Origin of the sequence: Mycobacterium aquaticum, assembly GCF_002086485.1 — a bacterium.
Taxonomy (GTDB): domain Bacteria; phylum Actinomycetota; class Actinomycetes; order Mycobacteriales; family Mycobacteriaceae; genus Mycobacterium; species Mycobacterium aquaticum.
The window spans coordinates 1-20,707 of sequence record NZ_MVHF01000071.1; the positions used below are offsets into that span (position 1 = coordinate 1).

Below are 20,707 nucleotides of genomic sequence, written 5' to 3' on the forward strand. Positions count from 1 at the left end.
TAACCCACGAACATGGGTGAGCGAGGCCCCGGCCCGCAACCCCCGACACAACGCCGACGGTCACTCATACCGTCTAGGCACACCCCCGGCGGCTCGGCGGGCCGGATAACGCTGCCCGCCAAGTGAATTGGCGCTGGTCCGCGCCTGGAGTAAGCGCGCCTACTCCGGCTTCGTCGCAGCGTGCAGCGCGACGATGCCGCCGGTGAGGTTGCGCCAGCGCACTTTTGACCAGCCCGCCGTTGCGATGCGGCGGGCCAGTTCGGTTTGATCGGGCCACGCCCGGATCGATTCGGCGAGGTAGACGTAGGCCTCGGGGTTGCTCGACACGGCCGTCGCCATCGCAGGCAGCGCCCGCATGAGGTACTCCTTGTAGACCGTGGCGAACGCGCGATTGGTCGGCGTGGAGAATTCGCACACGACGAGCCGGCCGCCGGGCCGGGTCACGCGGGCCATCTCCCGCAGCCCCTCCACATGGTCGACGACGTTGCGCAGCCCGAAGCTGATGGTCACCGCATCGAACACGCCGTCGGCGAACGGCAGCCGGGTGGCGTCGGCCCCGACCTTGGGGACCGGCCGGGCCGCGCCCGCCGCCAGCATCCCGACCGAGAAGTCCGCGGCCACGCACCACGCGCCGGAGGTGGCCAGCTCGACCGTCGACACGGCCGTGCCCGCCGCGAGATCCAGCACCTTGTCCCCCGGCCCGATGCCCAATGCCGCGCGGGTCTCTCGCCGCCAGAACCGGTCCTGGCCCAGCGACATCACGGTGTTGGTCAGGTCGTAGCGCCGCGCCACCGCATCGAACATCGACGCGACCTCGTGCGGGTTTTTCTCCAGGCTCGCTCGACTCACTGTGCTGACGCTACCCGGCCCGTCGGTCACAGCCATGCGCGGTGCCGACGCAGGTACCGGTGTTTCACCAGCTGCGCGCACGAGGCGTAGCTCACGGCGACCACGGCCAGCCACAGCGCATAGCCGATAGGCAGCGGCGTCATGTGCAGTGGCTCGGCCAACGGTGTCACGGGCAGCACCAAGCCGATGGATGCCGCGCACCACAATGCCAGCACCACGGTCGCGGCGGGCCCGGGACGGCGCCACGGCACTTCGCGGGTGCGCAGCACGAGCACGATGAGCAGCTGGGTCAGCAGACCTTCGACAAACCAGCCCGTCTGGAACAGCGACGGGGCATGCGCGCCGCCGAACCACCACCACAGCGCGCCGAACGTGGCGAGGTCGAAAAGCGAGCTGAGCGGGCCGAACGTGAGCATGAACCCGATGAGCCCGCCAGAGCGCCACCGTTGCGGAACCCTCAGATAGTCGTCGTCGACGCGGTCCCACGACAACGCGAGCTGGGCGGTGTCGTACAGCAGGTTCTGGACCATCAACTGGATGGGCAGGATCGGCAGGAACGGCAGCAGCACGCTGGCCGCCAAGACCGAGAGCACGTTGCCGAAATTGGAACTGGCAGTGATCTTGATGTACTTCATGGTGTTGGCCAGGGTCCGACGCCCCTCGACCACACCCCGTGCGACGACGGCGAGGTCACGCTCGAGCAGGATCAGATCGGCGGCCTGCTTGGCGACGTCGGCCGCGGTGTCGGCGGCTATGCCCACGTCGGCGATACGCAGCGCGGCGACGTCGTTGACGCCGTCGCCGAGGTACCCGACGGCGTGTCCTTCCTGCCGCAGGGCCGCGACGATCCGCGCCTTGTGGGCCGGTGCCAGCTCGGCGAACACGTCGGCCGCGACGGCCAGCGCCCGTAGCTCATGATCACCGGTGTCGTCGATATCGGATCCGAGAACCGTTGCGTGGGAGTCCAACCCGACGTGGTTGGCCGCCTGGGCGGCGACGACCCGGCTGTCGCCGGTGAGGATCTTCACCCCGACGCCGTGATCGGCCAGGCTGGTGACGGTGCCGGCCGCACTTTCCCGGATGGGGTCGACAAAACCGACGAAACCGACGAGCACCAAGCCGAATTCGTCGGAATCGCCGTAGTCTTCCCACCGCGCGGGCAGCTCCTTGACCGCCACGGCGAGCACCCGCATGCCCTGGCGCCGGTAGGCCGCCACGATCTCGTGGGCCTCGGCGGCGAGCTCGTCGTCGAAGGCGACCACCGCGTTGTCGATGCGGATCTGGCTGCAGCGGGCCAACACCTGATCGGGGTCGCCCTTGCAGATCATGATGTGCTCGTCGCGCTGCCGGGTGACCACGACGGTGTTGCGGCGCCGGCGATGGTTGAACGCGACCTCGTCGACCTTGGTAAACGCGGCGTCGGCGATGAACTCCATCTGCCCGCCACCGAGTAGTTCGAGGACCGCGGCATCGAGTGGACTGTGCGCGCAGTCCTGGAAATACACGCTGAGATAAGCGAATTCGGCGACTGCCTCGTCAGGGCGTCCGGCAACGTCGATACTGTGGGCGTAGATGATGCGGTCCTCGGTGAGGGTTCCGGTCTTGTCCACGCACAGGACATCCATGCCGCCGAGATCCTGAATGGCGTTGAGCCGCCGCACGACAACCTTCTCGCTGACCAACCGGGCGCCTCCGCGGGCCAGATTGGTCGTGACGATGACGGGCAGCATCTCGGGCGTGAGGCCGACCGCGACGGCGACGGCGAACATCGCCGCCTGCGCCCACACGCCGCTCACCAGTCCGTTGACGACGAACACGATGGGCGCCATCACCAGCATGAAGCGGATCAGGGTCCAGCCCACCGCGCGGACCCCGCGGTCGAAGCTGGATTCCGGACGGATCGCGGCGGCCGATCGGGTCAATGATCCGGTGTAGGTGCGTGGCCCGGTCGCGATCACCACGCCGGTGGCGGCGCCTGCCACCACGGCGGTACCGGAGAGACACAGGTTGGGCGCATCGACGACCGCATCCCGCAGCCCGGCATCTGCCGCCGACGGGCCCAGCCGAGCCGACTTCGACACCGGTAGCGATTCCCCGGACAACACCGACTGATCGACCACGAGGTCGGTGGAGGTGATCAGCCGGACGTCGGCGGCGACGACATCGCCGGCGCTCAACAACACGATGTCGCCGGGTACGAGATCCTGGGGCGACACCTCGCGCTCCATGGGCTCGTCGTCATCGTCGGCGCGGCGGCGCACCGTCACGGTCGAGGACACCAGCTCGGCGAGCGCACGGGTGGCGCGCTCCGAACGCGTCTGTTGCCACAACCGCAACAGCACCGCCAAGGCGATCATGAGGCCGACGATCCCGGCTCCCCGGATGTCGCGGACCAGCAGGAACACCACGTCCAGCCCGGCCAGTAACGCCACGAACGGGCTGCGGACCGCGCTCCGCAGCCGGGTCCACGCGGTGTCTTCGTCGTCGGGTGCTGGGTCGTTGTCGCCGAACCGGCTCAACCGGTCGGCGGCCTCGTTTTCGGTGAGCCCCCGCGGAGAACTGTGCACCTGGTGGAACACGGTCAACACGGGTGCGGCGGCGAGCTCGCACAGACGGTGGTTCTGGCCGTCGAGGACGGTGCCGAGGCCGGCTGCGTTGTCTGTCATCGTCGGCCCCTCACGCGCTCGAAACAACCCTTGCCCACGGTACCCACGCGACTAGTGGTCGACGGGTTCCTCGACGTTGACGTTCCATCGCACGCTGGTCACCGACGGTTCCATGCTCAGGCGGCTCACCGCGGATTCCATCTGCCGGTCGTCGCGCTGATCGCTGAGCAACTCGGCGCGGACCTCGACGCCACCGGCATCGTCGATGTTGGTGCTCGCGATCGACTGCAGCCGGAAATCGGTGCGGGTCAACGCCTGCACGACAAGTGCGCGGATGTGTGCCTCGTGCTCGTCGCGGGTGGCGGCCACGAACTCATACGACGTCGGCTGCTCGTCACCCGTCTCGGGAATGCGGTCGACGGCGCGGCCGACGAAACGCAGCGCGACATTGACGAGGACGACGACGACCGTGCCCGCGGCCGCCACATCGAACAGCCCGGCGCCCGACAGTGCCCCGACTGCGGCCGAACACCACAACGTGGCGGCGGTGTTGAGTCCACGGACACTCAGCCCATCGCGCATGATGACGCCGGCACCGAGAAAGCCTATGCCAGAGACGATTTGAGCAGCCACCCGAGTGGGATCAGCGGTCCCGGCGTCGCTGCTGAAGCCGTGCGCCGACAACAGCACGAACAGCGTCGACCCGACCGCCACGAGGGCGTTGGTGCGCAGGCCCGCCATCCGGGCGCGGTACTGGCGTTCCAGCCCGATCACGGTACCCAAGCCGACACCGGATCCGATGCGCAGCAGCATCTCCAGCGTTGTCATCGCACACTCCTTTCGGCCGTGGGCAGATGGTTGGACAAAAGCAGTCAACCAGGAAACTCAAACACTTGCACAAGTGTTAAGTATGAGACAGTCTAGGTCAGGGACATCGAGAGGAGTTCCGTGCCCGCCCCCACCGCCACGCCCGACCCGGTCGACCCTGTGTCGCCTCGGGTGCTTCAGGACACCGCGTCGCTGTTCGGTCTGCTGTCGGCCACCGTCCGGTTGCACATCCTGTGGCTTCTCGACAGTGGTGAGCAGGACGTCGGGACGCTGGCCGACAAGACCGGGCAGAGCGTTGCCACGGTCAGCCACCACCTCGGCAAGCTCAAGCTCGCAGGCTTGGTCCGCGCCCAGCGCCACGGCAAGCGGCAGGTTTACGTGGCCACCGACGACAATGCCCTCGCGGTGATCCGGGTGGCACTCAGCGCTGCTCAGCCCACACTCCGGGGGTCCGACACCGCCCGCCACGCGTAGCGGCCGGACTCAGCCGGCATGCCGGCGCAGTGTCACGTCGGCGCCCGGTTGCACGGCCTCGTAGTGCCCGAGCAGTTCGTCGCAGATCGCCGGCCAGGTGCGGCCCAGCACACTGCGGCGCGCTGCCACCGAGTACCGCGCGCGTTCGGCGATCAGATGATCGACCGCCGCAGGCAGCGCAGCCTCGAACTCGTCGACCCCGAGCAGCAGCCCAGTTCGGTACGGCGCCACCAGATCTCGCGGGCCTCCGGCGTCGGGCGCGATGACCGGAAGACCCGATGCCATCGCCTCCTGGACCGCCTGACAGAACGTCTCGTGCTCACCGGGGTGGACGAACACATCCATGCTGGCGTACGCGGCGGCCAATGCCTCCCCGCGGAGTTCACCGGTGAAAACCGCTGAGGGAAGCACTGTTCGGAGCTTCGCGCGGTCGATGCCGTCGCCGACGATCACCAGCTGCAGGTCGTCGCGCGCAGCGAGGGCGGCCAGCCGTTCCACATGTTTTTCCGGGGCCAGCCGGCCGACGAACCCGACCACCGGGCGACCATCCGGCGACCACGACGCCCGCAGCGCCTCGTCGCGCGCGGACGGCGCGAAACCGGTGATGTCCACCCCGCGGGCCCACTTGAAAACCCGTGGAATGCCATGGGCTTCAAGGTTTTCTATCGCCGAGGTGGACGGGGCGAGGGTTCGGTCGGCCTTGGCGTGCAGCCGCCGCGTCCACGCCCAGGACGCCCGCGACAGCACGCCGACCCCGTAGCTCTCGGCGAAGCCGGCGACATCGGTCTGGAACACCGCGACCGTCGGCACACCCAGGTACCGGGCGGCATGCACGCCGCCCCAGCCGAGCAGCGCGGGTGACGCGAGGTGCACGACGTCGGGCGCGAACCCGCGCAGCACACTGACCATCCGGGGCCGCGGCACACCCAGCGGCAGGGAGGTCACCTTCGGGAACATGTGCGACGGCACCCGATGGACCCGGATACCGTCGTAGACCCGGTCGGCCGGCGGTTGCCGGCGCGGGGTGTCCGGCGCGATGACGAGCACCTCATGGCCGGTACGGCGGAGATGCTCGATCACCCGAAGCACGGAGTTGGTGACGCCGTTGACATTCGGGAGGAAGGACTCTGCAACGATTGCCACGCGCACGTCACGATCGTCGCAGCGGGACCTGTCGCAAAGGTTGCCGACGGGGATACGACACGCAAAAACCTGACCTGCGCGCTGCGGACATCCTGGGACTACGCTCAGTGGGCATGCGGTTCATGCGGTTGCTCGGCGCGCTGGCGATGAGCCTGACACTGACCACCGCGGGCTGCACACAGGTGGTTTCCGGCGTCGCCGCGCCCGATCCCAACGGCCCGCCGACCGAGATCACCAAGGACGGCTCGGGCATTCAGGTGGGGTTCACCGATGCGCCGCTGCAGATCGAGATCTTCACCGAACCCCAGTGCCCGCACTGCGCCCAGTTGCAGCACGACTTCGGCGATGAGATCACCAGCTACATCAACCTCGGTGAGCTCGCCGTCACCTACCGCCCGATGACGTTCCTCGACGTCGACGGCCACGACTACTCGGCCCGGGTGAGCAATGCCCTGTTCCTCGCGGCGGGCCCGGGCACCGGCGGTGTGCAATTCCAGCGGTACGTCGAGGATCTGTGGAGCCACCAGCAGCCCGGCGGCCAGGCACCGAGTGATCAGGAACTGGCCGACATGGCGCACGAGAGCGGCGTCGGATCAGAACACGTCGCCAAGATCGCCGCCGGTGAGCCCGGTGTCGACACCGGCGAGATGGCCGACCAGAACGTCGAATTCCTCAGCGAGATCCAGGACACCATCGGCACTCCGACGGTCTACGACCTGAAGAACGACAAGATCATCGACATCTACGACAACGATTGGCTGGCCAAGCTGTTGTCGGCGATCTGACGACGGTCCAGCCGCTTCTGCAGCAACGCCAGCCCCGCCAGCGCCACGCCGGCCACCAGCCAGCCCACCACCGCGATGGACCCGGCCGGGATGATCGCCAACGACGCGTTGCGGTCGCGCACCCGCACGAGATCGGGGTCGTTCTTGTCGTATTCGACGTAGATCCGCATGCCGGTGTCGAGCTCCGAGGGGTAGAGCACGCCCAGCTCAGGACGGTAGGTCACCCGGTCGGGCGTGACGAACTCGATGGTCGAGCGGCGTGGGCCCGCGCTGAGCACCTCGGCGGCAGCCACGCCCATGTGCCGCTCGATCTGACGGTCGTTGCGCCAGGCACCGAGCACCAGCAGCACCGACTGCAGCGTCACCAGGCACGCGACGATGACCACTCCGATGCGGACCCGGCGGATGACGCGCTGCGAGCGGGTCTCGCAGGCCTCGCCCGAGAGCCGCGGCAGCAGGGCCTGCGCCGACGCTCGCACCCGGTGCACGGCCGCGTTCACGCGCACTCTCACAACGCTGCCTTGATGGACGCGTGCAGCGCGCGCAACGAGGACCGGTCGGCCTTCACCTCCAGCACCCGCATCGCGCCCGTTGATTCGGCCAGCGCGTCGCCGAGCCCGTCGACGTCGATCTGGCGGTGTTCGACGTGATAGGCGCGGCAGAGGGCGCCGACGTCGACATCGTGCGGCGTGCCGAAGACCCGGGACGACACGTCGGAGAACCGCGGGTCGCCCTGTTCGAGCAGTTCGAAGATGCCTCCGCCGTTGTCGTTGGAGACGACGATGGTCAGGTCGCGCGGCGTCGGCTCGGTCGGGCCGATCAGAAGCCCGGAGCTGTCGTGCACGAACGTCAGATCGCCCATCAGCGCGATCGTGCGGCCGACGCGCTCGTGGGCCAGGGCTGCGCCGACGGCCGTCGACACCGTGCCGTCGATGCCTGCCACCCCGCGATTCGACCGCACCTTCACGCCCGTCGCGTCCAGCGCCACCAATGCGGCGTCCCGCACGGGGTTCGACGCACCGAGCACGAGCTGGTCCCCGGGACGTACCGCAGCGGCCACCGCCGCCGCGACATGCAGGCCGGTGGTCAGCGGATGCGCCGCGAGCTGGTCGCGCACCGCGGCCACCGCGTGCCGGTTCATCTCGGCGCACCGGCGCAGCCAGGCCGGGTTCGGAGTCCCCGAGGTGACCGCGCGGGTGCCGGTGGCCTGCGAATTACCGGACACGTCGGGCCAGCGCGGACCCGTCGTCAACGCATAGACCGGCACCGACGGGTCGGCCAGCAGCGACGACACCGGGCGGTGCAGTGTCGGCCGGCCCAGCATGATGACCTGTTGCGGATGCACCAGGCGCAGCGCCAGCGGATGCAGCGGGTTGGCGGCCGGCGGCGCGGTCGGCTCGGCGACCGTCGGCAGCTCCGCCAGGTTCGGATGCACACCCGCGCCGTGCCCGGCGATCACCACGGTGTCCGGCGTCAGGTCGATGTCCAATGGCTGATCGAACGTGACCGGCGGGGTGAACGTCCACGGCTTGCCACCGGACCTGCCCTCGGGAAACACAGCGGGCGTGCCTGCCGCGTCGTCGGGAACCAGTGGTTCCCGCAGCGGGATGTCGAACTGCACCGGGCCGGCGTTGGCGGTGCGCGAGCCGGTCGCGGCCGCGATCACCCGGCACGTCGCCGAACGCCACTGCGCGTTGAGCGCATCCATCTCGCCGTGCGCGCCGCCGCTGAGGTCGGGGGCCAGCCCGAGGCTGATGTTCGCCCGCACCTGGGTGCCGAAGTAGCCGAGCTGCTCGAAGGTCTGGTTGGCGCCCGTGCCGAGCAGCTCGTACGGCCGGTTGGCGCTCAGCACGATCAGCGGAACCCGGGCGTAGTTGGCCTCGACCACAGCGGGGCCGAGATTGGCCACCGCGGTGCCGGAGGTCATCGCCACACAGACCGGGGCGCGTTCGGCGACCGCAAGACCGATCGCCAGGTAGCCGGCAGTCCGTTCATCGATACGCACATGCAGCCGGATCCGGCCGGCGCGATCTGCGTCGGACAGCGCGAACGCGAGCGGGGCGTTGCGCGACCCGGGACACAGCACGACATCGCGGACGCCGCCGCGAATGAGTTCGTCGACGACGACACGGGCCTGTGCCGTCGATGGGTTCACCACTACAGCCTATTGGGCCCGTGATTCAGCGAAGAAATTGAGGATCGCGGCGTTGACTTCCTGCGGTTTCTCGATGAAGCCCAGGTGGCCGGTGTCGGGAATCTCCAGGTAGCGGGCGTTCGGTATGGCCTTGGCCACTTCTTGCCCGAGATGTGGCGGCAACACCACATCGTCGGCGAACCCGACGACGAGCACCGGCGTGCGGATCGCCGCGTAGGCGGGCAACCGGTTGCCGTCGGGGCCGATGTCGAGTTGGGTGCGCAGGCCCGGTGTCGGCTTGGTGGGCCACATGGTGAACATCTCGCTCCAGTCCCGCGCCGATACGTCGTTGTTGAGCGTCTTCGGCGAAAAGCTTTCCAGCATGCGCACTTTCGCATCGAACGTCGGCGGCAGCTGCACCCCGGAACGATCCAGGTCACGCTCGGCCTCGCGGAAGAAGTCGCGCGCACGATCGTGGCGACCGCGGGTGGCCAGCAGAACGGCCGAGTGCACCAGCTCAGGGCGGGCCAGCATCAGTTCCTGCGCGATGAACGATCCCATCGACACGCCGACGATGCGGACCGGCGCCGCATCGAGCTTCTCGATGAGCTCGGCGGTGTCGGCCACCATCTGGGCGGTGTCGAATCCCTCGGCGTTCTCGGTGGCGCCGATGCCGCGGTTGTCGAAGGTGATGCAGCGATAGCCCGCACGCTGGAACTCCGGCACCTGGTGCAGATGCCAGGTGCGGCCGGCGCCACCGCGGCCCGCGATGAAGAGCACCGGCTCACCCTTGCCTCGTTCGTCGTAAGCCAGGTTCACCCGGCCGACCTTACTGCCCCGATTCGGGTCCGATTCAGCGGCGGGCGCGCACCGCGTCGAGCGCGCGGTCCCACAGCAGCAGCGTGGTCGCCTTGAGTGCGGCGGGCTTCATGACGTCCTTCGACAGCATCGCCGTCGCGGCCGCCTTGGTCGCGGCGGACGCCTTGGACATGTGACCGGAATCGAACGGCGGCTGCGGGTCGTACTCGATGCCCAGTTGGATGGCCTTGGCCTTGGCTTCGCCCGCGATCTGGCCGGCCAGCCACATCGCCAGGTCGATGCCTGCCGAGACACCCGCCGCGGTCACGATCTGGTCCCCCGCGTTGACGATCCGCTCGTCGGCGACCGGCGTCACGCCCAGCGTCTTCAGAACCGGCAAGGCCATCCAGTGCGACGTCGCACGGCGGTCGCGCAGGATGCCCGCGGCGGCCAGCAGCACCGAACCGGAGCACACCGACGTCGTCCAGCTCGAGGTCTCATGGGCCTGGCGCAACCACGCGATGAGCTTCTCGTCGCGGGTGTGCTCGATGGTCGTCGGCCCGCCGGGCACCAGAATGAGGTCTGGAGAAGGCGTTTCGTCGAACGAGTGGGTGGCGCCGATGACCAGCACGCCGGAGTCCGCGGTGATCGGGCCGGGTTCATGCCACACGAACCGAACCTCGGCGTCGGGCAGGTAGTGCAGGATCTCGTAGGGCCCGATGAAGTCGAGCGCGGTGAAACCCGGGTACAAGACGATGGCGATCTGCATGGCTCCTCTTTCAGGCGAAGGTTTTTCGGTATTGGTCGGGTGAAATGCCAATCCGCCGAACGAAGTTGCGGCGCATGGTTTCCGCGGTGCCGAACCCACAGCGCATCGCGATGGCGGTCACGGTGTCATCGGTCTCTTCGAGTTGACGCCGGGCGGCGTCGGTGCGGATCCGCTCGACGTAGGCGCCCGGCGCCTCACCGACCTCATCGGTGAACACCCGGGTGAAGTGCCGCGGGCTCATGGCGGCGCGCCGCGCGAGTTCGGCGATGCTGTGCGCGCCGCCGGGTTGGGCCTCGATGGCCTCCTGCACATCGCGGATCGGTTCGCGTTTGGCGCGCGGCATCCACACCGGTGCGGCGAACTGCGTCTGCCCGCCCGGGCGCCGCAGATAGAGCACCAGCCAGCGCGCGACGGTCTGCGCGACGTCAGTGCCGAAGTCGTCCTCGACGAGCTTGAGCGCCAGATCGATGCCCGAGGTGACCCCCGCCGCCGTCCATACACTCTCCGAGCTGCGGACGAAGATCGGCTCGGGATCGACCACCACCGTGGGGAACTCCTCGGCCAGCCGCCCGGCCGAGGCCCAGTGGGTGGTGGCCGGGCATCCGTCGAGCAACCCGGCCTGGGCCGCGATGAAGGCGCCGGTGCACACCGTGACGACGCGACGGGCATTCGGCGCCGCGGTTCTGATCCAGTCGATGACGGCCGGATTGGCGCGGGCCGTGTCGGCGCCGACACCGCCCGGGATGACGATGGTGTCGATCGGCAGATTCGGGTCCGGTGGTGGTTGTGCGACGAATTCCAGTCCGGTGAGCGTCGCGACGGGCTGACCGTCGATCGATACCAGCGTGGCTGTGTACCCGTCGTCGACACGGCCCCGACTGGCCAGGTGCAGCGTCGCGCCGGTGAACACGTCGAAGGGCCCGACCAGGTCGAGCGCTTGTACGCCGGCGTAGCCGAGAATCACCACCGATCGCGTCATGACTTCAGTCTTGGCGATGTTGGGCATGTCGTCTATGCCATGGACCCCACAGATCAGGACATGACCGGCTTATCGGATCTTTTGGTGTCCAGGTGCACACCAGCCAACACGGCGGAGTCGGCCGCCCAGTCCTGAGCCACAGCACGAAACGCGTTGCTGCAGTGGAACGTCGCACCGCTAGCACGCGGTGCTGCACGCAAGACTAAAACCTGAATCCGTCCCAATCCGCGTTGTAGGACGGGACGCAAGTGTGCGCGCACGTCGACGGGGACCGACCGGGGCAGGGCCCCTGAGTTGCGGGCCACCGGGATGGCTAGCACCCAATACGAATACGGGTCCAGAACCCCCCAGGGCGTGTCGGTCGACCGGATGAATCTCGCAAACTTGCTGCGCAAACGCTTATTACATCGGGTATGAGTTCTACTCGGAGCCAACAGAAGGCACCACCGGGTCGGCGAACACGCGAAGGGCTAGACATGTTTGATCGCGTTCTGGGCACCGTGCGTCGGTCCAGAGGCTACTGGCGAGTCCTCGCTGCTCGGGCGAGCCGATTGGGAGTACGTGGCATGTGGAAGCAGCTTGCAGCAATATCGGTCGCGGCGATGGCGCTGGGCGCGCCGTGTCCCGTTGCGCAGGCCGACTCATATGACGACATGTATGTACAGCGGGTACACGACGCGGGCGTTAATGGCCCTGATTCGCAAATTATCTTTGCGGGTCACGAGGTCTGTAAGCAGGCGGCATCAGGTGCTTCCCAGGCCGACATGGCTAACGCGCTGCTAACCGGATCTACGAACGTCAACGGCACCAGCGCCATTACCCCAGACCAGGCTGCCGGGATGGTTCAATTCGCTATTCATGATTTGTGCCCACCCGGTGGTCACACCGATGGAGCGAGCCACTCATGTCAGGACCTTCTTGACGCCTGGTCGACGGTGGGCCAATTGCCAAACATTGGCGATACGGTCCTTGCAATGAGAAAGTTGCCCGGCCTTGGCGACGTTGAGGCGGGTCAGCTACTGGGATGCGGGATCGGCGGTAGCATCGGCGCTATTGGCAATCCAACCCCCGCAAACTGGAATGACGCGGGCACCGGCATATGTCGAGGCTTGGAAGCGCTCGTTCCGTGGGATGCAGCCCACAACTTCGTTTGCGGCACTCCCGCAGGCTAGTACTACGGCCGTAGATCGGGGTTGTTGATGTAGTGGTAGCGATCTGCGGCTTTGGTGGCTGTCGTGGGCTCGTTGTTGGTGGCGTCTGCGCCGGTATGACCAGTCGAGGACGTGGTCGCGACGGTGCACCAGCTATTAGGCCATCGGCGCGTCAAGCACTCCAAGAAACGTCCTGAGTGTCATTTTTGCTCTCATGTTCGATGGTCCGTGGGCACTACTGCTGTAGCTCGGGATGCACCATGCCACCGTCGCGGATTTCCCAGATCTTCTTACTGTTGACGTTGTCGAAATTGATCTTGTCCAGCGTCGCGGCGTCGTAGTCGACGTTCAGGATGACCGGGTTCGACGTGTTCCCGTAGTCGTCCTGCATCGGAAATCGGCCTTGCACAACGACGTTAAATGCCTGTGGATACGTCTCGTGTGCCCACTTGAGCATGTCGCCGGTATCGCATTAGGCGTTGCGGGCAATCATGCTCTTGGTGAATCCGTCGTGGATATTGAACTCGGCGAACACGACGTGACCGGTGGTGTCCGGCTCTGCGGGTGCCCTTGTCGTGTTCGTCGTTGCCGCCGGTCACGGTGCCGATGTTCCAGAAGAACACGAGCCCCCCGCCGACGATCCATGGCCATTTGCGCCGTTTCTTCGGAGCTGCTGAGGCGAATGAGCACAACTGTGGCGGATGTATTACAACTTCTTGAGCTTGCGGACCGCCTGAGCGAACAAGACGGTCGACAACAGCCCCTTACGCAGATTGCGTTGCAGTGGACCGATATTGGCGACGACGAGGTAGCGGACGCCGTTGTCGCGCCACTCCATGGCGCGGTCGACGATCTCGTCCGTCGTCCCGCACAGGTATATCGCGCGCAGCACCGACATCGGTACCTTCTTGATGTAGGACAACGCGGTCTGCTCGTCCCAATCCTGCGGCAGGATGTCTTGCGCGCCAGTGAAACCGACACCCAACGGATGTTCGGCTCCGTGCCGGGCATAGAACTCGTCCGACGCCAGCAGCGCACCGGCCCTGGTGACCTCCGAGTCCAGGGCCTCGTCGACATCGTCCGGGTTGCGCCCCGACACGATCATGGCCCACAGCGCAGGCGTGATCGCCATCGGGTCACGTCCGGCATCTGATGCGGCAGACCGGAGAGCATCGAGGCGCTGCGCGTATTCCTTCGGTGTGTGCGGGAACGCCGGGAAGTAACCGTCGGCGTAGCGTCCGACAGCCCGCAACATGCGGGGACCGTGCGCAGCGATCCAGATCGGCGGCCACTTTCCGCGGTACGCCGGCAGGTCGAAGATCGCGTTGCGCAACGGGAAGAAAGGCGAATCCCGGTTCACCAGTTCACCTTTGGAATCCCACAAGACTCGGATGGTGGCCATGGCCTCTTCGAACCGCGCCACCGGCTTCGACCACTCCACGCCGTAGGGCTCATTGCCCTCACGCTCACCGGTGCCGATACCGAGGATGAAGCGGCCGCGGGTGAGCAGGTTCATCGTCGCCGCGGCCTGCGCGGTGACCGCCGGGTTGCGACGCCCGGTGTCGGTCACCGAGACACCAAGCCGCAAGCGGGCCATCCGGTTGCGAGCCGCGAGATTGCCCAGCATGGTCCACGGCTCCAGATAGGCGTCCGCCGAGGGCAACACCTTTGCGCCCGAGGAAAACTTCGGCTGCCACAGCGTCCTGGGAAACAGCGCATTCAGGTGATCGGGCACCCAGAAGGAGTCGACGCCGCACGCGACCGCGCTGAGGTAATTGGCCCGCGTGAACGAGTCCACGCGAGGCCGCGAGGCAATCGCCGGATCCATGATGCCGACGCGAAATCCAGACATGGGTGACTCCTAGAGTTTCTTGAGCTTGCGGACGACGGAGTAGAACAGGCGCTGTGCCGCAAGCCCTTTGCGCAGGCTGGGCTGCAGAACAGTGCTGTTGAGCACGACGATGTAGCGAACCCCGCTGTCGCGCCACTGCGCCGCCCGATCCATGATCTCGGCCGGAGTCCCGATCAATCCCATCTCCCGCATGACACCCGTTGGGATGCCTTTGATGTGGGACAACACCGTTTCCTCGTCCCACTCCTGGGGCAAGACATCCTGTGCACCTGCGAACCCGACGCCCAATGGATGCTGCGCACCGTGGCGCGCGAAGAACTCGTCGGAGGCGAGCAGCGCACCGGCCCGCACGATCTCGGATTCGAGTACGTCGTCCACTTCAGCTCGGGTCGGCGCCGTGAAGACCGAGAGGGCCACCGCAGGCGTGATCGCCATCGGGTCACGACCGGCATCCGAAGCCGCCGACCGCACCACATCGAGGCGCTGGGCATACTCCTGCGGGGTGTGCGGAAACGCCGGGAAGTAGCCATCGGCGTAACGTCCGACGGTCCGCAACATCCGCGGACCGTGCGCGGCGATCCAGATCGGCGGCCACTTTCCGCGATACGCCGGCAGGTCGAAGATCGCATTGCGCAACGGGAAGAAAGGCGAATCCCGGTTCACCAGTTCACCTTTGGAATCCCACAGGACTCGGATGGTGGCCATGGCCTCTTCGAACCGCGCCACCGGCTTCGACCAGTCCACCCCGTAGGGCTCGTTGCCCTCACGCTCACCGGAGCCGACGCCCAAGATGAACCGCCCCCTGGTGAGCAGGTTCATCGTCGCGGCGCCCTGCGCGGTGACCGCCGGATTGCGTCGGCCGGAGTCGGTGACCCCGACACCCAGCCGCAGCCGACCGACCCGATTACGCGCCGCCAGGCTGCCGAGCATGGTCCACGGTTCCAGATAAGCGTCGGCGGACGGTAGGAGCTTCGCGCCGCCGCAGTACTTCGGCTGCCACAGCGCGCGCGGAAACAGACTGTTGAGGTGATCAGGCACCCAGAACGAGTCGATCCCGGTGGCAACAGCACTCAGATAGCTGGCCCGGGTGAAGCTGTCCGCCGCGGGGCGGGAAGCGACGGCCGGATCCAGAAGGCCCACACGCATGCCAGACATTGCACGAGTGTCAAACACCCGCACGAAGTTCCCTAGAGTAAGCGCCTACTCGAATAGCAGCGGATAGCAGGCCCGCACGCGGTCGATCCACCATTGCCGTCGCTCCGGGGCGGCAGCGAGCGCCGCGAGCCGATCCGGCTCCGGGACGACGGGGCCGACCGGCAGAAAACCGTGCACCGGCACCGCAGGCGCGACGACGTCCTCGACGAACAGGCCGCCGGTGCCCAACCCGCAGGCATGCCGCAACTCGGGCAACGCTGCGGCCGCCAGGAGCCCGCGGCCGATCCCGACCGCGGAATCCAGCGCGCTGGACACCACGATCGGGATGTCGATCTGTGCGGCGATGTCGAGCATCCGCGATACCCCGCCCAGCGGCGCCACCTTGAGCACCGCGACGTCGGCGGCCTTGGCCCGCACCACACGCAGTGGATCCTCGGCCTTGCGGATCGACTCGTCGGCGGCAATCGGCACGTCGATCAATGTGCGCAGCGATGCCAGCTCTTCGACTGTGGCACAAGGCTGTTCGAGATACTCCAGGTCACCGTCGGCGGTCAGCGCGGCGGCCGCGGAGACCGCCTCGGGAACCGACCAGCCCGCGTTGGCGTCGACCCGCACGATCGGCACACGTTCGCGTACGGCGTTGACGCGTGCGACGTCGTCGGCGAGGGACTGCCCGGCCTCGGCCACCTTGACCTTCGCGGTCCGCGCCCCGGGGAACCGGTCGAGCACCTCGGGGACCCGGGCCGCCTCGACCGCGGGGACGGTCGCGTTGATCGGCACCCGGTCCCGCACCACCGGCGGAGCCGGTCGGTAGGCGGCCTCGATGGCCGAGGCCAGCCAGGCCGCGGCCTCGGGCGGCCCGTATTCGACGAATGCGCCAAACTCGCCCCAGCCGGCCGGCCCGTCGATCAGCGCGAGCTCGCGGACGGTGATGCCGCGGAACCGGACCCGCATGGGCAGGGCGACCACGTACAGCCGCTCCAGCAGATCATCGAGTGAAGGCACGCTCACATGCTGCCTCACACAGTGGCGCGGTCGCGTCCCTCCCAGTGCGGCTTGCGCAAATCCTTCTTCATGATCTTGCCGGTGGGGTTGCGCGGCAGGGCCTCCATGAAGTCGACGGTCTTGGGGCACTTGTAGGCGGCCAACCGCTCACGTGCCCACGCGATCAGCTCGGACTCGGAGGCTTCGCCCTCGACAGCGACGACGGCCTTGACGGCTTCGCCCCATTTTTCGTCGGGCACGCCGAAGACCGCGACCTCGGTGACGGCGGGGTGCTCGGCCAGCACACGCTCGACCTCGATCGAGTAGATGTTCTCCCCGCCGGAGATGATCATGTCCTTGAGCCGGTCCTCGACGAACACGTATCCCTGTGAGTCGATGCGGCCGATGTCGCCGGTGCGGAACCAGCCGTCAGCCGTGACGGCCTCGGCGGTGGCCTCCGGCTTGTTGTGGTAACCCTTCATCAATTGCGGTGTGCGGAACCACAATTCACCCTGCGAGCCGGCGGGAACGTCTTCGAGGGTATCGGGGTCGACGACCCGCACCTCGGCCTGCGGGATGAGCTTGCCCGCGCTGATCATCCGCTCCTCGTTGCCGGAGCGGTGATCCTCGGGCATCAGCCGGGTGACCACGCCACACACTTCGGTCAGGCCGTACACCTGGATGAAGTCGGTATCGGGCCACGCCTGCAGCGCTTGGCGCAGCAGCGGCAACGGCATGGGCGACGCGCCGTAGGCATAGGTCTTGAGCCCACCGAACAACTGCACGGCTTCCGGCCCGGTGTCGAGCACCTTGGCCAGCACCGCAGGCACCAGGAAGGTTCGATTGGCGCCGGCCAGGATGCCGCCGGCCAGCGCGACGCCGTCGACGTCGCGGGTCATGTAGCTGGGGATGCCGTTGTGCAGCCCGTACTGCATGTACGACGTCCCGCCGACGTGGAACAGGGGCATCGCCACGAGGTTCTTGTCGTCCGGCTCGGCGACCCAGCTGTCGAATGCGTTGATGGTGTGGGCTATGACGTTGGCCTGGGTCAACGCGACGCCCTTGGGCCGGCCCGTGGTGCCCGAGGAGTACATGATGATGCATACGTCGTCGCTCTGGACATCCGCGGCGCGGCCGTGCGGGATCGCCGCGGCCAGCATCGCCTCATACTCGTCGTCACCCTCCGGTTTGACCTCGATGATTTCGCCGACACCCGGCAGCTTGTCCCGAATCGCCTCGACACCCGGCTTCAACTCGGCCCCGACGAACAGCACCTTGGCCCCGGAATCGTTGAGGACATAGTCCATTTCGTCGGCGGCGAGCCGGAAGTTGATGATGGCGGTGGCCGCGCCCAGCGACGCCGCGGCGAGCATCACCTCGGCACACGCCGGATGGTTCTTGTCCAGGAACGCGACGACGTCGCCGCGCTTGATGCCCCTGGCGCTCAGCGCGCCGGCAGCCCGGCGGATGCGGTCGTACCACTGCGACCACGTCCATGTCCGGCTCAGATAGGTGATGGCCTCTTCGTCGGGTTTGGTCGCCGCCCAGTGCGCCACCCGCTCGTCGAGAAAGTTCGGTGTCGGCAAATCAGACATGAGGTGAGCGTGCCATGGCGCGCCGACCGTCAACCGGCTTTCGGGTAAACCTGGCGGCCGGCCAGGTAGGTGGCCCGTACCTCCAGGTCGGCGACGGCTTCGGCCGGTACGGTCAGCGGGTTGGCCGACACCACCACCAGGTCCGCGTACTTGCCGACCTCCAGAGATCCGATCACGTTGTCGGCGAACAATTGCCACGCCGCGTCGATGGTCTGCGCCCGGATCCCCTGCTCGACCGTCAGCCGTTCCTCGGGGCCGAGCACGCGACCGCTCGGCGCGGTCCGGGTGGCCGCGACGCTGATGTTGCGCAGCGGCTCCTCCGGTGTCACCGGCGGATCGTTGTGCAGTGAGATCCGCATGCCGGTGGCAACAGCCGAACCGCACGGCATCCACGTCTCGCCGCGCTCCGGCCCGAACAACCCGTCGACGATCACGTCACCCCAGTAGTGCAGCTGGTCGACGAAGATGCTGGCCGTCACACCCAGATCGTGGGCGCGCTGCAATTGGGCGGGGGTGATGGCGCCGACGTGTTCGAGCCGCAGCCGGTGGTCGTCGCGCGGGTGTGCCCGTAGCGCGTCTTTGTACACGTCGAGGATCGTGTCCACGCCCCGGTCTCCGTGCACATGGCAGGACATCTGCCAGCCCTTGGGATAGAAGGTGCCGACGATCTCGGCGAGTTGCTCTTTCGTGTAGTTGGCGTGCCCGCAGGATCCCGGCACCACGCCGATGGTCCGGGTGGCGTCGGTGTCCAGGTACGGGAAGGTCAGGTCGATGTTGCCGATCCACGGTGATCCGTCGACCCAGATCTTGATCCCCACCTGACGCACCAGGTCGTCCCCGTCGAACGGGCTGGCGTCCGTGTGCAATTCGGCAGTCGACATCTCATAGGTGCGCAGCCGCACGGTCAGCTGATCGTGCATACCGGCGAGCAGCGGCCGGAACATCGGGTCGAATGCCATCTCCGAGCAGGTCGTCAGGCCGGCCCGGTTGAGCCGGGCGCATTCGGCCAGCAGCATCGCCGGATAGTCCTGCGGGTGGATGGCGCCGCCCAGCAGCGGGAACACCGCGGCAGATTCCTCAGCGGTACCGTCCAAATCCCCTGCGGCGTCGCGTCCGTACTTCGCACCCTTGGGATCGGGGGTGTGCCGCGTCAGGCCTGCGGCTTGTGCCGCGGCGGTGTTGAAATACGCCTTGTGCCCGGAGTTGTGCATGATGACCAGCGGGGTCTCCGCCAGGCCATCGAGCCAGGCCAGCGTCGGTTCAGGTAAGCCCTTCTGCAGCAACGGATCCCAGCCGTTGAGGTAGGCGCCCTCAGCCCCTCTCCTGGCGACCTCGGCGTGGATGGCGGCCACCACATCGGCGGCGTCGGGCAAGGTGACGGGACGGATGTCGACCATCCGGTCCGACAGCGCCACCGCCTCCATCAACGGATGCCCGTGCGCCTCAACGAAGCCCGGCAACACGCAGCCGTCGACCTCACGGACATCGGTGTCGGCGCCCACCCAGGGCTGTACGTCGGTACGGGTGCCGACCGCCACGATCCGGCCGTCACGCACGGCAAGCGCCTCTGCGGTCGGTTGGGCGGGGTCGACGGTCAGGATGTTCCCGACGATGACAAGGTCGGCGGACTGCGTCGGGCTGGCCATAGCGTGGATGCTAGGCGGTCGAAAAAAACTTTCGAGAACTTTCGCCGGCTGTGTCGATTCCGGGGGTTGCCGTTCGACGTATGTGCGAGGGCACGATAAACGGGCCCCTTCCCTACTCCAGAAGGAGACGACAATGTCGCGCTACATGCTGATCATGCGGTCCACCCCCGAAGCCGAGGCCGCAATGGCAGAGCTCAACATCGACTTCAACGAGATCATCGCCGCGATGGGCCGCTACAACGAGGAGCTCATCAAGGCCGGTGTGCTGCTGGCCGGCGAGGGCCTGACCGGACCCGAAGAGGGTTTCGTCGTCGATTTCGACGCCGACCCGCCGGTGGTCACCGACGGCCCGTACGCCGAGGCCAAGGAACTGTTCAACGGGTTCTGGATCCTCGACGTGTCCTCGAAGGAAGAGGCACGGCAGTGGGCCGTGAAGTGCCCGCTGGGCAAGGGCGTCAGGCTCGAGGTGCGCCGGGTCCACGAGACCGACGAGTTCCCGCAGGACAACGAGTGGGTGCAGAAGGAAATCCAATGGAAGGCCGATCTCGCCGAGAAGCTGGCCGTCGAGGCACGTAAGGCCGCCAACCGCTGACGACGGTCCCGCGGTCCCCGGCGGGTGCATTCACCGCCGGGGACAGGACGTCACACCCTGCAGGGTCCGCCCAGTTCGGCCGCGTGCGGCATCAGCGGCAACGGCCGCTGGTGCGCGGCGTCGGTCGGCACGAACAACAGACTGTGGGTATCGAATCTGCACTGCGCGGCGGCCGGCGCGGGCTCCGCCGAACCGACCACACTGAAGGCGGCCGCCGTGAGGGCACCGAAGACGACCAGCAACGCGGTCGTGCGTGGCATGAGCACCGGATAGGTGAATGGGTGTGCCATGACAAACCTCCTCCAATCGCCTGTCACCGATGTCGGATAACTGGCACATTACGAGGATTCACCTGCGCAAACGCGCG

The 20,707-nt window shown here is 67.2% G+C and carries 20 protein-coding genes; 4 read left to right on the forward strand and 16 right to left on the reverse strand.

Annotation, left to right across the window (positions count from 1 at the left end):
* Positions 1-159: 159 nt before the first annotated feature.
* The 3 genes from BST13_RS36695 to BST13_RS36705 are packed head-to-tail and all read right to left on the reverse strand — an operon-like array spanning position 160 to position 4,283.
* Entirely contained in the window at positions 160-849 is a 690-nt protein-coding gene (locus tag BST13_RS36695) for a demethylmenaquinone methyltransferase (protein ID WP_083170941.1), read from the reverse strand.
* 26 nt (positions 850-875) lie between these two features.
* Positions 876-3,515, reverse strand: a complete 2,640-nt coding sequence (mgtA, locus tag BST13_RS36700) for a magnesium-translocating P-type ATPase (RefSeq protein ID WP_083170904.1) — start codon at positions 3,513-3,515, stop codon at positions 876-878.
* A gap of 51 nt (positions 3,516-3,566) precedes the next feature.
* Entirely contained in the window at positions 3,567-4,283 is a 717-nt protein-coding gene (locus BST13_RS36705) for an MgtC/SapB family protein (protein ID WP_083170906.1), read from the reverse strand.
* A 120-nt stretch (positions 4,284-4,403) separates the two neighbouring features.
* On the opposite strand from BST13_RS36705, the gene BST13_RS36710 reads away from it, so the two are divergent.
* A complete protein-coding gene (locus BST13_RS36710; RefSeq protein WP_083170908.1) occupies positions 4,404-4,757 on the forward strand; it encodes an ArsR/SmtB family transcription factor in 354 nt (117 codons plus the stop codon).
* Between the two features lie 9 nt (positions 4,758-4,766).
* Here the strand turns inward: BST13_RS36710 and BST13_RS36715 are convergent, their stop codons facing one another.
* Entirely contained in the window at positions 4,767-5,906 is a 1,140-nt protein-coding gene (locus BST13_RS36715) for a glycosyltransferase family 4 protein (protein WP_083170910.1), read from the reverse strand.
* A gap of 107 nt (positions 5,907-6,013) precedes the next feature.
* Between BST13_RS36715 and BST13_RS36720 the strand changes: the two genes are divergently transcribed.
* Positions 6,014-6,685 carry a DsbA family protein gene (locus BST13_RS36720; protein ID WP_095533868.1) on the forward strand — a complete coding sequence of 224 codons (672 nt, stop codon included), beginning with the start codon at positions 6,014-6,016 and terminating at the stop codon, positions 6,683-6,685.
* Here BST13_RS36720 and BST13_RS36725 read toward each other — a convergent pair.
* Genes BST13_RS36725 through BST13_RS36745 form a run of 5 tightly spaced genes read right to left on the reverse strand, consistent with a single transcriptional unit; the run spans position 6,643 to position 11,365 of the window.
* A complete protein-coding gene (locus BST13_RS36725) occupies positions 6,643-7,173 on the reverse strand; it encodes a DUF3592 domain-containing protein (RefSeq protein ID WP_083170945.1) in 531 nt (176 codons plus the stop codon). The genes BST13_RS36720 and BST13_RS36725 overlap by 43 nt on opposite strands.
* Before the next feature lie 20 nt (positions 7,174-7,193).
* Entirely contained in the window at positions 7,194-8,840 is a 1,647-nt protein-coding gene (gene menD / locus BST13_RS36730) for a 2-succinyl-5-enolpyruvyl-6-hydroxy-3-cyclohexene-1-carboxylic-acid synthase (protein ID WP_083170946.1), read from the reverse strand.
* A 9-nt stretch (positions 8,841-8,849) separates the two neighbouring features.
* A complete protein-coding gene (locus BST13_RS36735) occupies positions 8,850-9,638 on the reverse strand; it encodes an alpha/beta fold hydrolase (RefSeq protein WP_083170912.1) in 789 nt (262 codons plus the stop codon).
* A gap of 34 nt (positions 9,639-9,672) precedes the next feature.
* A complete protein-coding gene (locus BST13_RS36740) occupies positions 9,673-10,386 on the reverse strand; it encodes a DJ-1/PfpI family protein (protein WP_083170914.1) in 714 nt (237 codons plus the stop codon).
* Between the two features lie 10 nt (positions 10,387-10,396).
* Entirely contained in the window at positions 10,397-11,365 is a 969-nt protein-coding gene (locus tag BST13_RS36745) for a GlxA family transcriptional regulator (RefSeq protein WP_083170948.1), read from the reverse strand.
* A 566-nt stretch (positions 11,366-11,931) separates the two neighbouring features.
* Between BST13_RS36745 and BST13_RS36750 the strand changes: the two genes are divergently transcribed.
* The gene (locus BST13_RS36750; RefSeq protein WP_158087267.1) at positions 11,932-12,537 is read left to right on the forward strand and encodes a DUF732 domain-containing protein; all 606 of its coding nucleotides are present in this window, start codon (positions 11,932-11,934) and stop codon (positions 12,535-12,537) included.
* A 214-nt stretch (positions 12,538-12,751) separates the two neighbouring features.
* Here the strand turns inward: BST13_RS36750 and BST13_RS39245 are convergent, their stop codons facing one another.
* The 6 genes from BST13_RS39245 to BST13_RS36780 all read right to left on the reverse strand — a co-directional run bounded on the left by BST13_RS39245 (position 12,752) and on the right by BST13_RS36780 (position 19,748).
* The gene (locus tag BST13_RS39245; RefSeq protein ID WP_158087268.1) at positions 12,752-12,907 is read right to left on the reverse strand and encodes a hypothetical protein; all 156 of its coding nucleotides are present in this window, start codon (positions 12,905-12,907) and stop codon (positions 12,752-12,754) included.
* Positions 12,908-13,222: 315 nt separating this feature from the next.
* A complete protein-coding gene (locus tag BST13_RS36760) occupies positions 13,223-14,368 on the reverse strand; it encodes an LLM class flavin-dependent oxidoreductase (RefSeq protein ID WP_083170920.1) in 1,146 nt (381 codons plus the stop codon).
* 9 nt (positions 14,369-14,377) lie between these two features.
* Positions 14,378-15,523, reverse strand: a complete 1,146-nt coding sequence (locus tag BST13_RS36765; protein WP_083170922.1) for an LLM class flavin-dependent oxidoreductase — start codon at positions 15,521-15,523, stop codon at positions 14,378-14,380.
* A 45-nt stretch (positions 15,524-15,568) separates the two neighbouring features.
* Positions 15,569-16,534, reverse strand: coding sequence for an o-succinylbenzoate synthase (locus tag BST13_RS36770; RefSeq protein WP_095533866.1), 966 nt, complete (start codon positions 16,532-16,534; stop codon positions 15,569-15,571).
* An 8-nt stretch (positions 16,535-16,542) separates the two neighbouring features.
* On the reverse strand, positions 16,543-18,102 hold the full coding sequence (locus BST13_RS36775; protein ID WP_083170924.1) for a long-chain-fatty-acid--CoA ligase: 1,560 nt from the start codon (positions 18,100-18,102) through the stop codon (positions 16,543-16,545).
* Between the two features lie 29 nt (positions 18,103-18,131).
* Positions 18,132-19,748, reverse strand: a complete 1,617-nt coding sequence (locus BST13_RS36780) for an amidohydrolase (protein ID WP_083170926.1) — start codon at positions 19,746-19,748, stop codon at positions 18,132-18,134.
* Positions 19,749-19,881: 133 nt separating this feature from the next.
* On the opposite strand from BST13_RS36780, the gene BST13_RS36785 reads away from it, so the two are divergent.
* Positions 19,882-20,340 carry a YciI family protein gene (locus BST13_RS36785; protein WP_083170928.1) on the forward strand — a complete coding sequence of 153 codons (459 nt, stop codon included), beginning with the start codon at positions 19,882-19,884 and terminating at the stop codon, positions 20,338-20,340.
* A 50-nt stretch (positions 20,341-20,390) separates the two neighbouring features.
* On the opposite strand, the gene BST13_RS36790 is transcribed toward BST13_RS36785, so the two are convergent.
* Positions 20,391-20,630 carry a hypothetical protein gene (locus tag BST13_RS36790; RefSeq protein ID WP_083170930.1) on the reverse strand — a complete coding sequence of 80 codons (240 nt, stop codon included), beginning with the start codon at positions 20,628-20,630 and terminating at the stop codon, positions 20,391-20,393.
* Positions 20,631-20,707: the final 77 nt, after the last annotated feature.

Coding starts and splice junctions, on each gene's coding strand:
- BST13_RS36760 (WP_083170920.1), bottom strand. CDS start 14,368: ATGTCTGGATTTCGCGTCGGCATCATGGATCCGGCGATTGCCTCGCGG.
- mgtA (WP_083170904.1), bottom strand. CDS start 3,515: ATGACAGACAACGCAGCCGGCCTCGGCACCGTCCTCGACGGCCAGAAC.
- BST13_RS36720 (WP_095533868.1), top strand. CDS start 6,014: ATGCGGTTCATGCGGTTGCTCGGCGCGCTGGCGATGAGCCTGACACTG.
- BST13_RS36740 (WP_083170914.1), bottom strand. CDS start 10,386: ATGCAGATCGCCATCGTCTTGTACCCGGGTTTCACCGCGCTCGACTTC.
- BST13_RS36765 (WP_083170922.1), bottom strand. CDS start 15,523: ATGTCTGGCATGCGTGTGGGCCTTCTGGATCCGGCCGTCGCTTCCCGC.
- BST13_RS36750 (WP_158087267.1), top strand. CDS start 11,932: ATGTGGAAGCAGCTTGCAGCAATATCGGTCGCGGCGATGGCGCTGGGC.
- BST13_RS39245 (WP_158087268.1), bottom strand. CDS start 12,907: ATGCAGGACGACTACGGGAACACGTCGAACCCGGTCATCCTGAACGTC.
- BST13_RS36780 (WP_083170926.1), bottom strand. CDS start 19,748: ATGGCCAGCCCGACGCAGTCCGCCGACCTTGTCATCGTCGGGAACATC.
- BST13_RS36745 (WP_083170948.1), bottom strand. CDS start 11,365: ATGACGCGATCGGTGGTGATTCTCGGCTACGCCGGCGTACAAGCGCTC.
- BST13_RS36785 (WP_083170928.1), top strand. CDS start 19,882: ATGTCGCGCTACATGCTGATCATGCGGTCCACCCCCGAAGCCGAGGCC.
- BST13_RS36790 (WP_083170930.1), bottom strand. CDS start 20,630: ATGGCACACCCATTCACCTATCCGGTGCTCATGCCACGCACGACCGCG.
- BST13_RS36705 (WP_083170906.1), bottom strand. CDS start 4,283: ATGACAACGCTGGAGATGCTGCTGCGCATCGGATCCGGTGTCGGCTTG.
- BST13_RS36775 (WP_083170924.1), bottom strand. CDS start 18,102: ATGTCTGATTTGCCGACACCGAACTTTCTCGACGAGCGGGTGGCGCAC.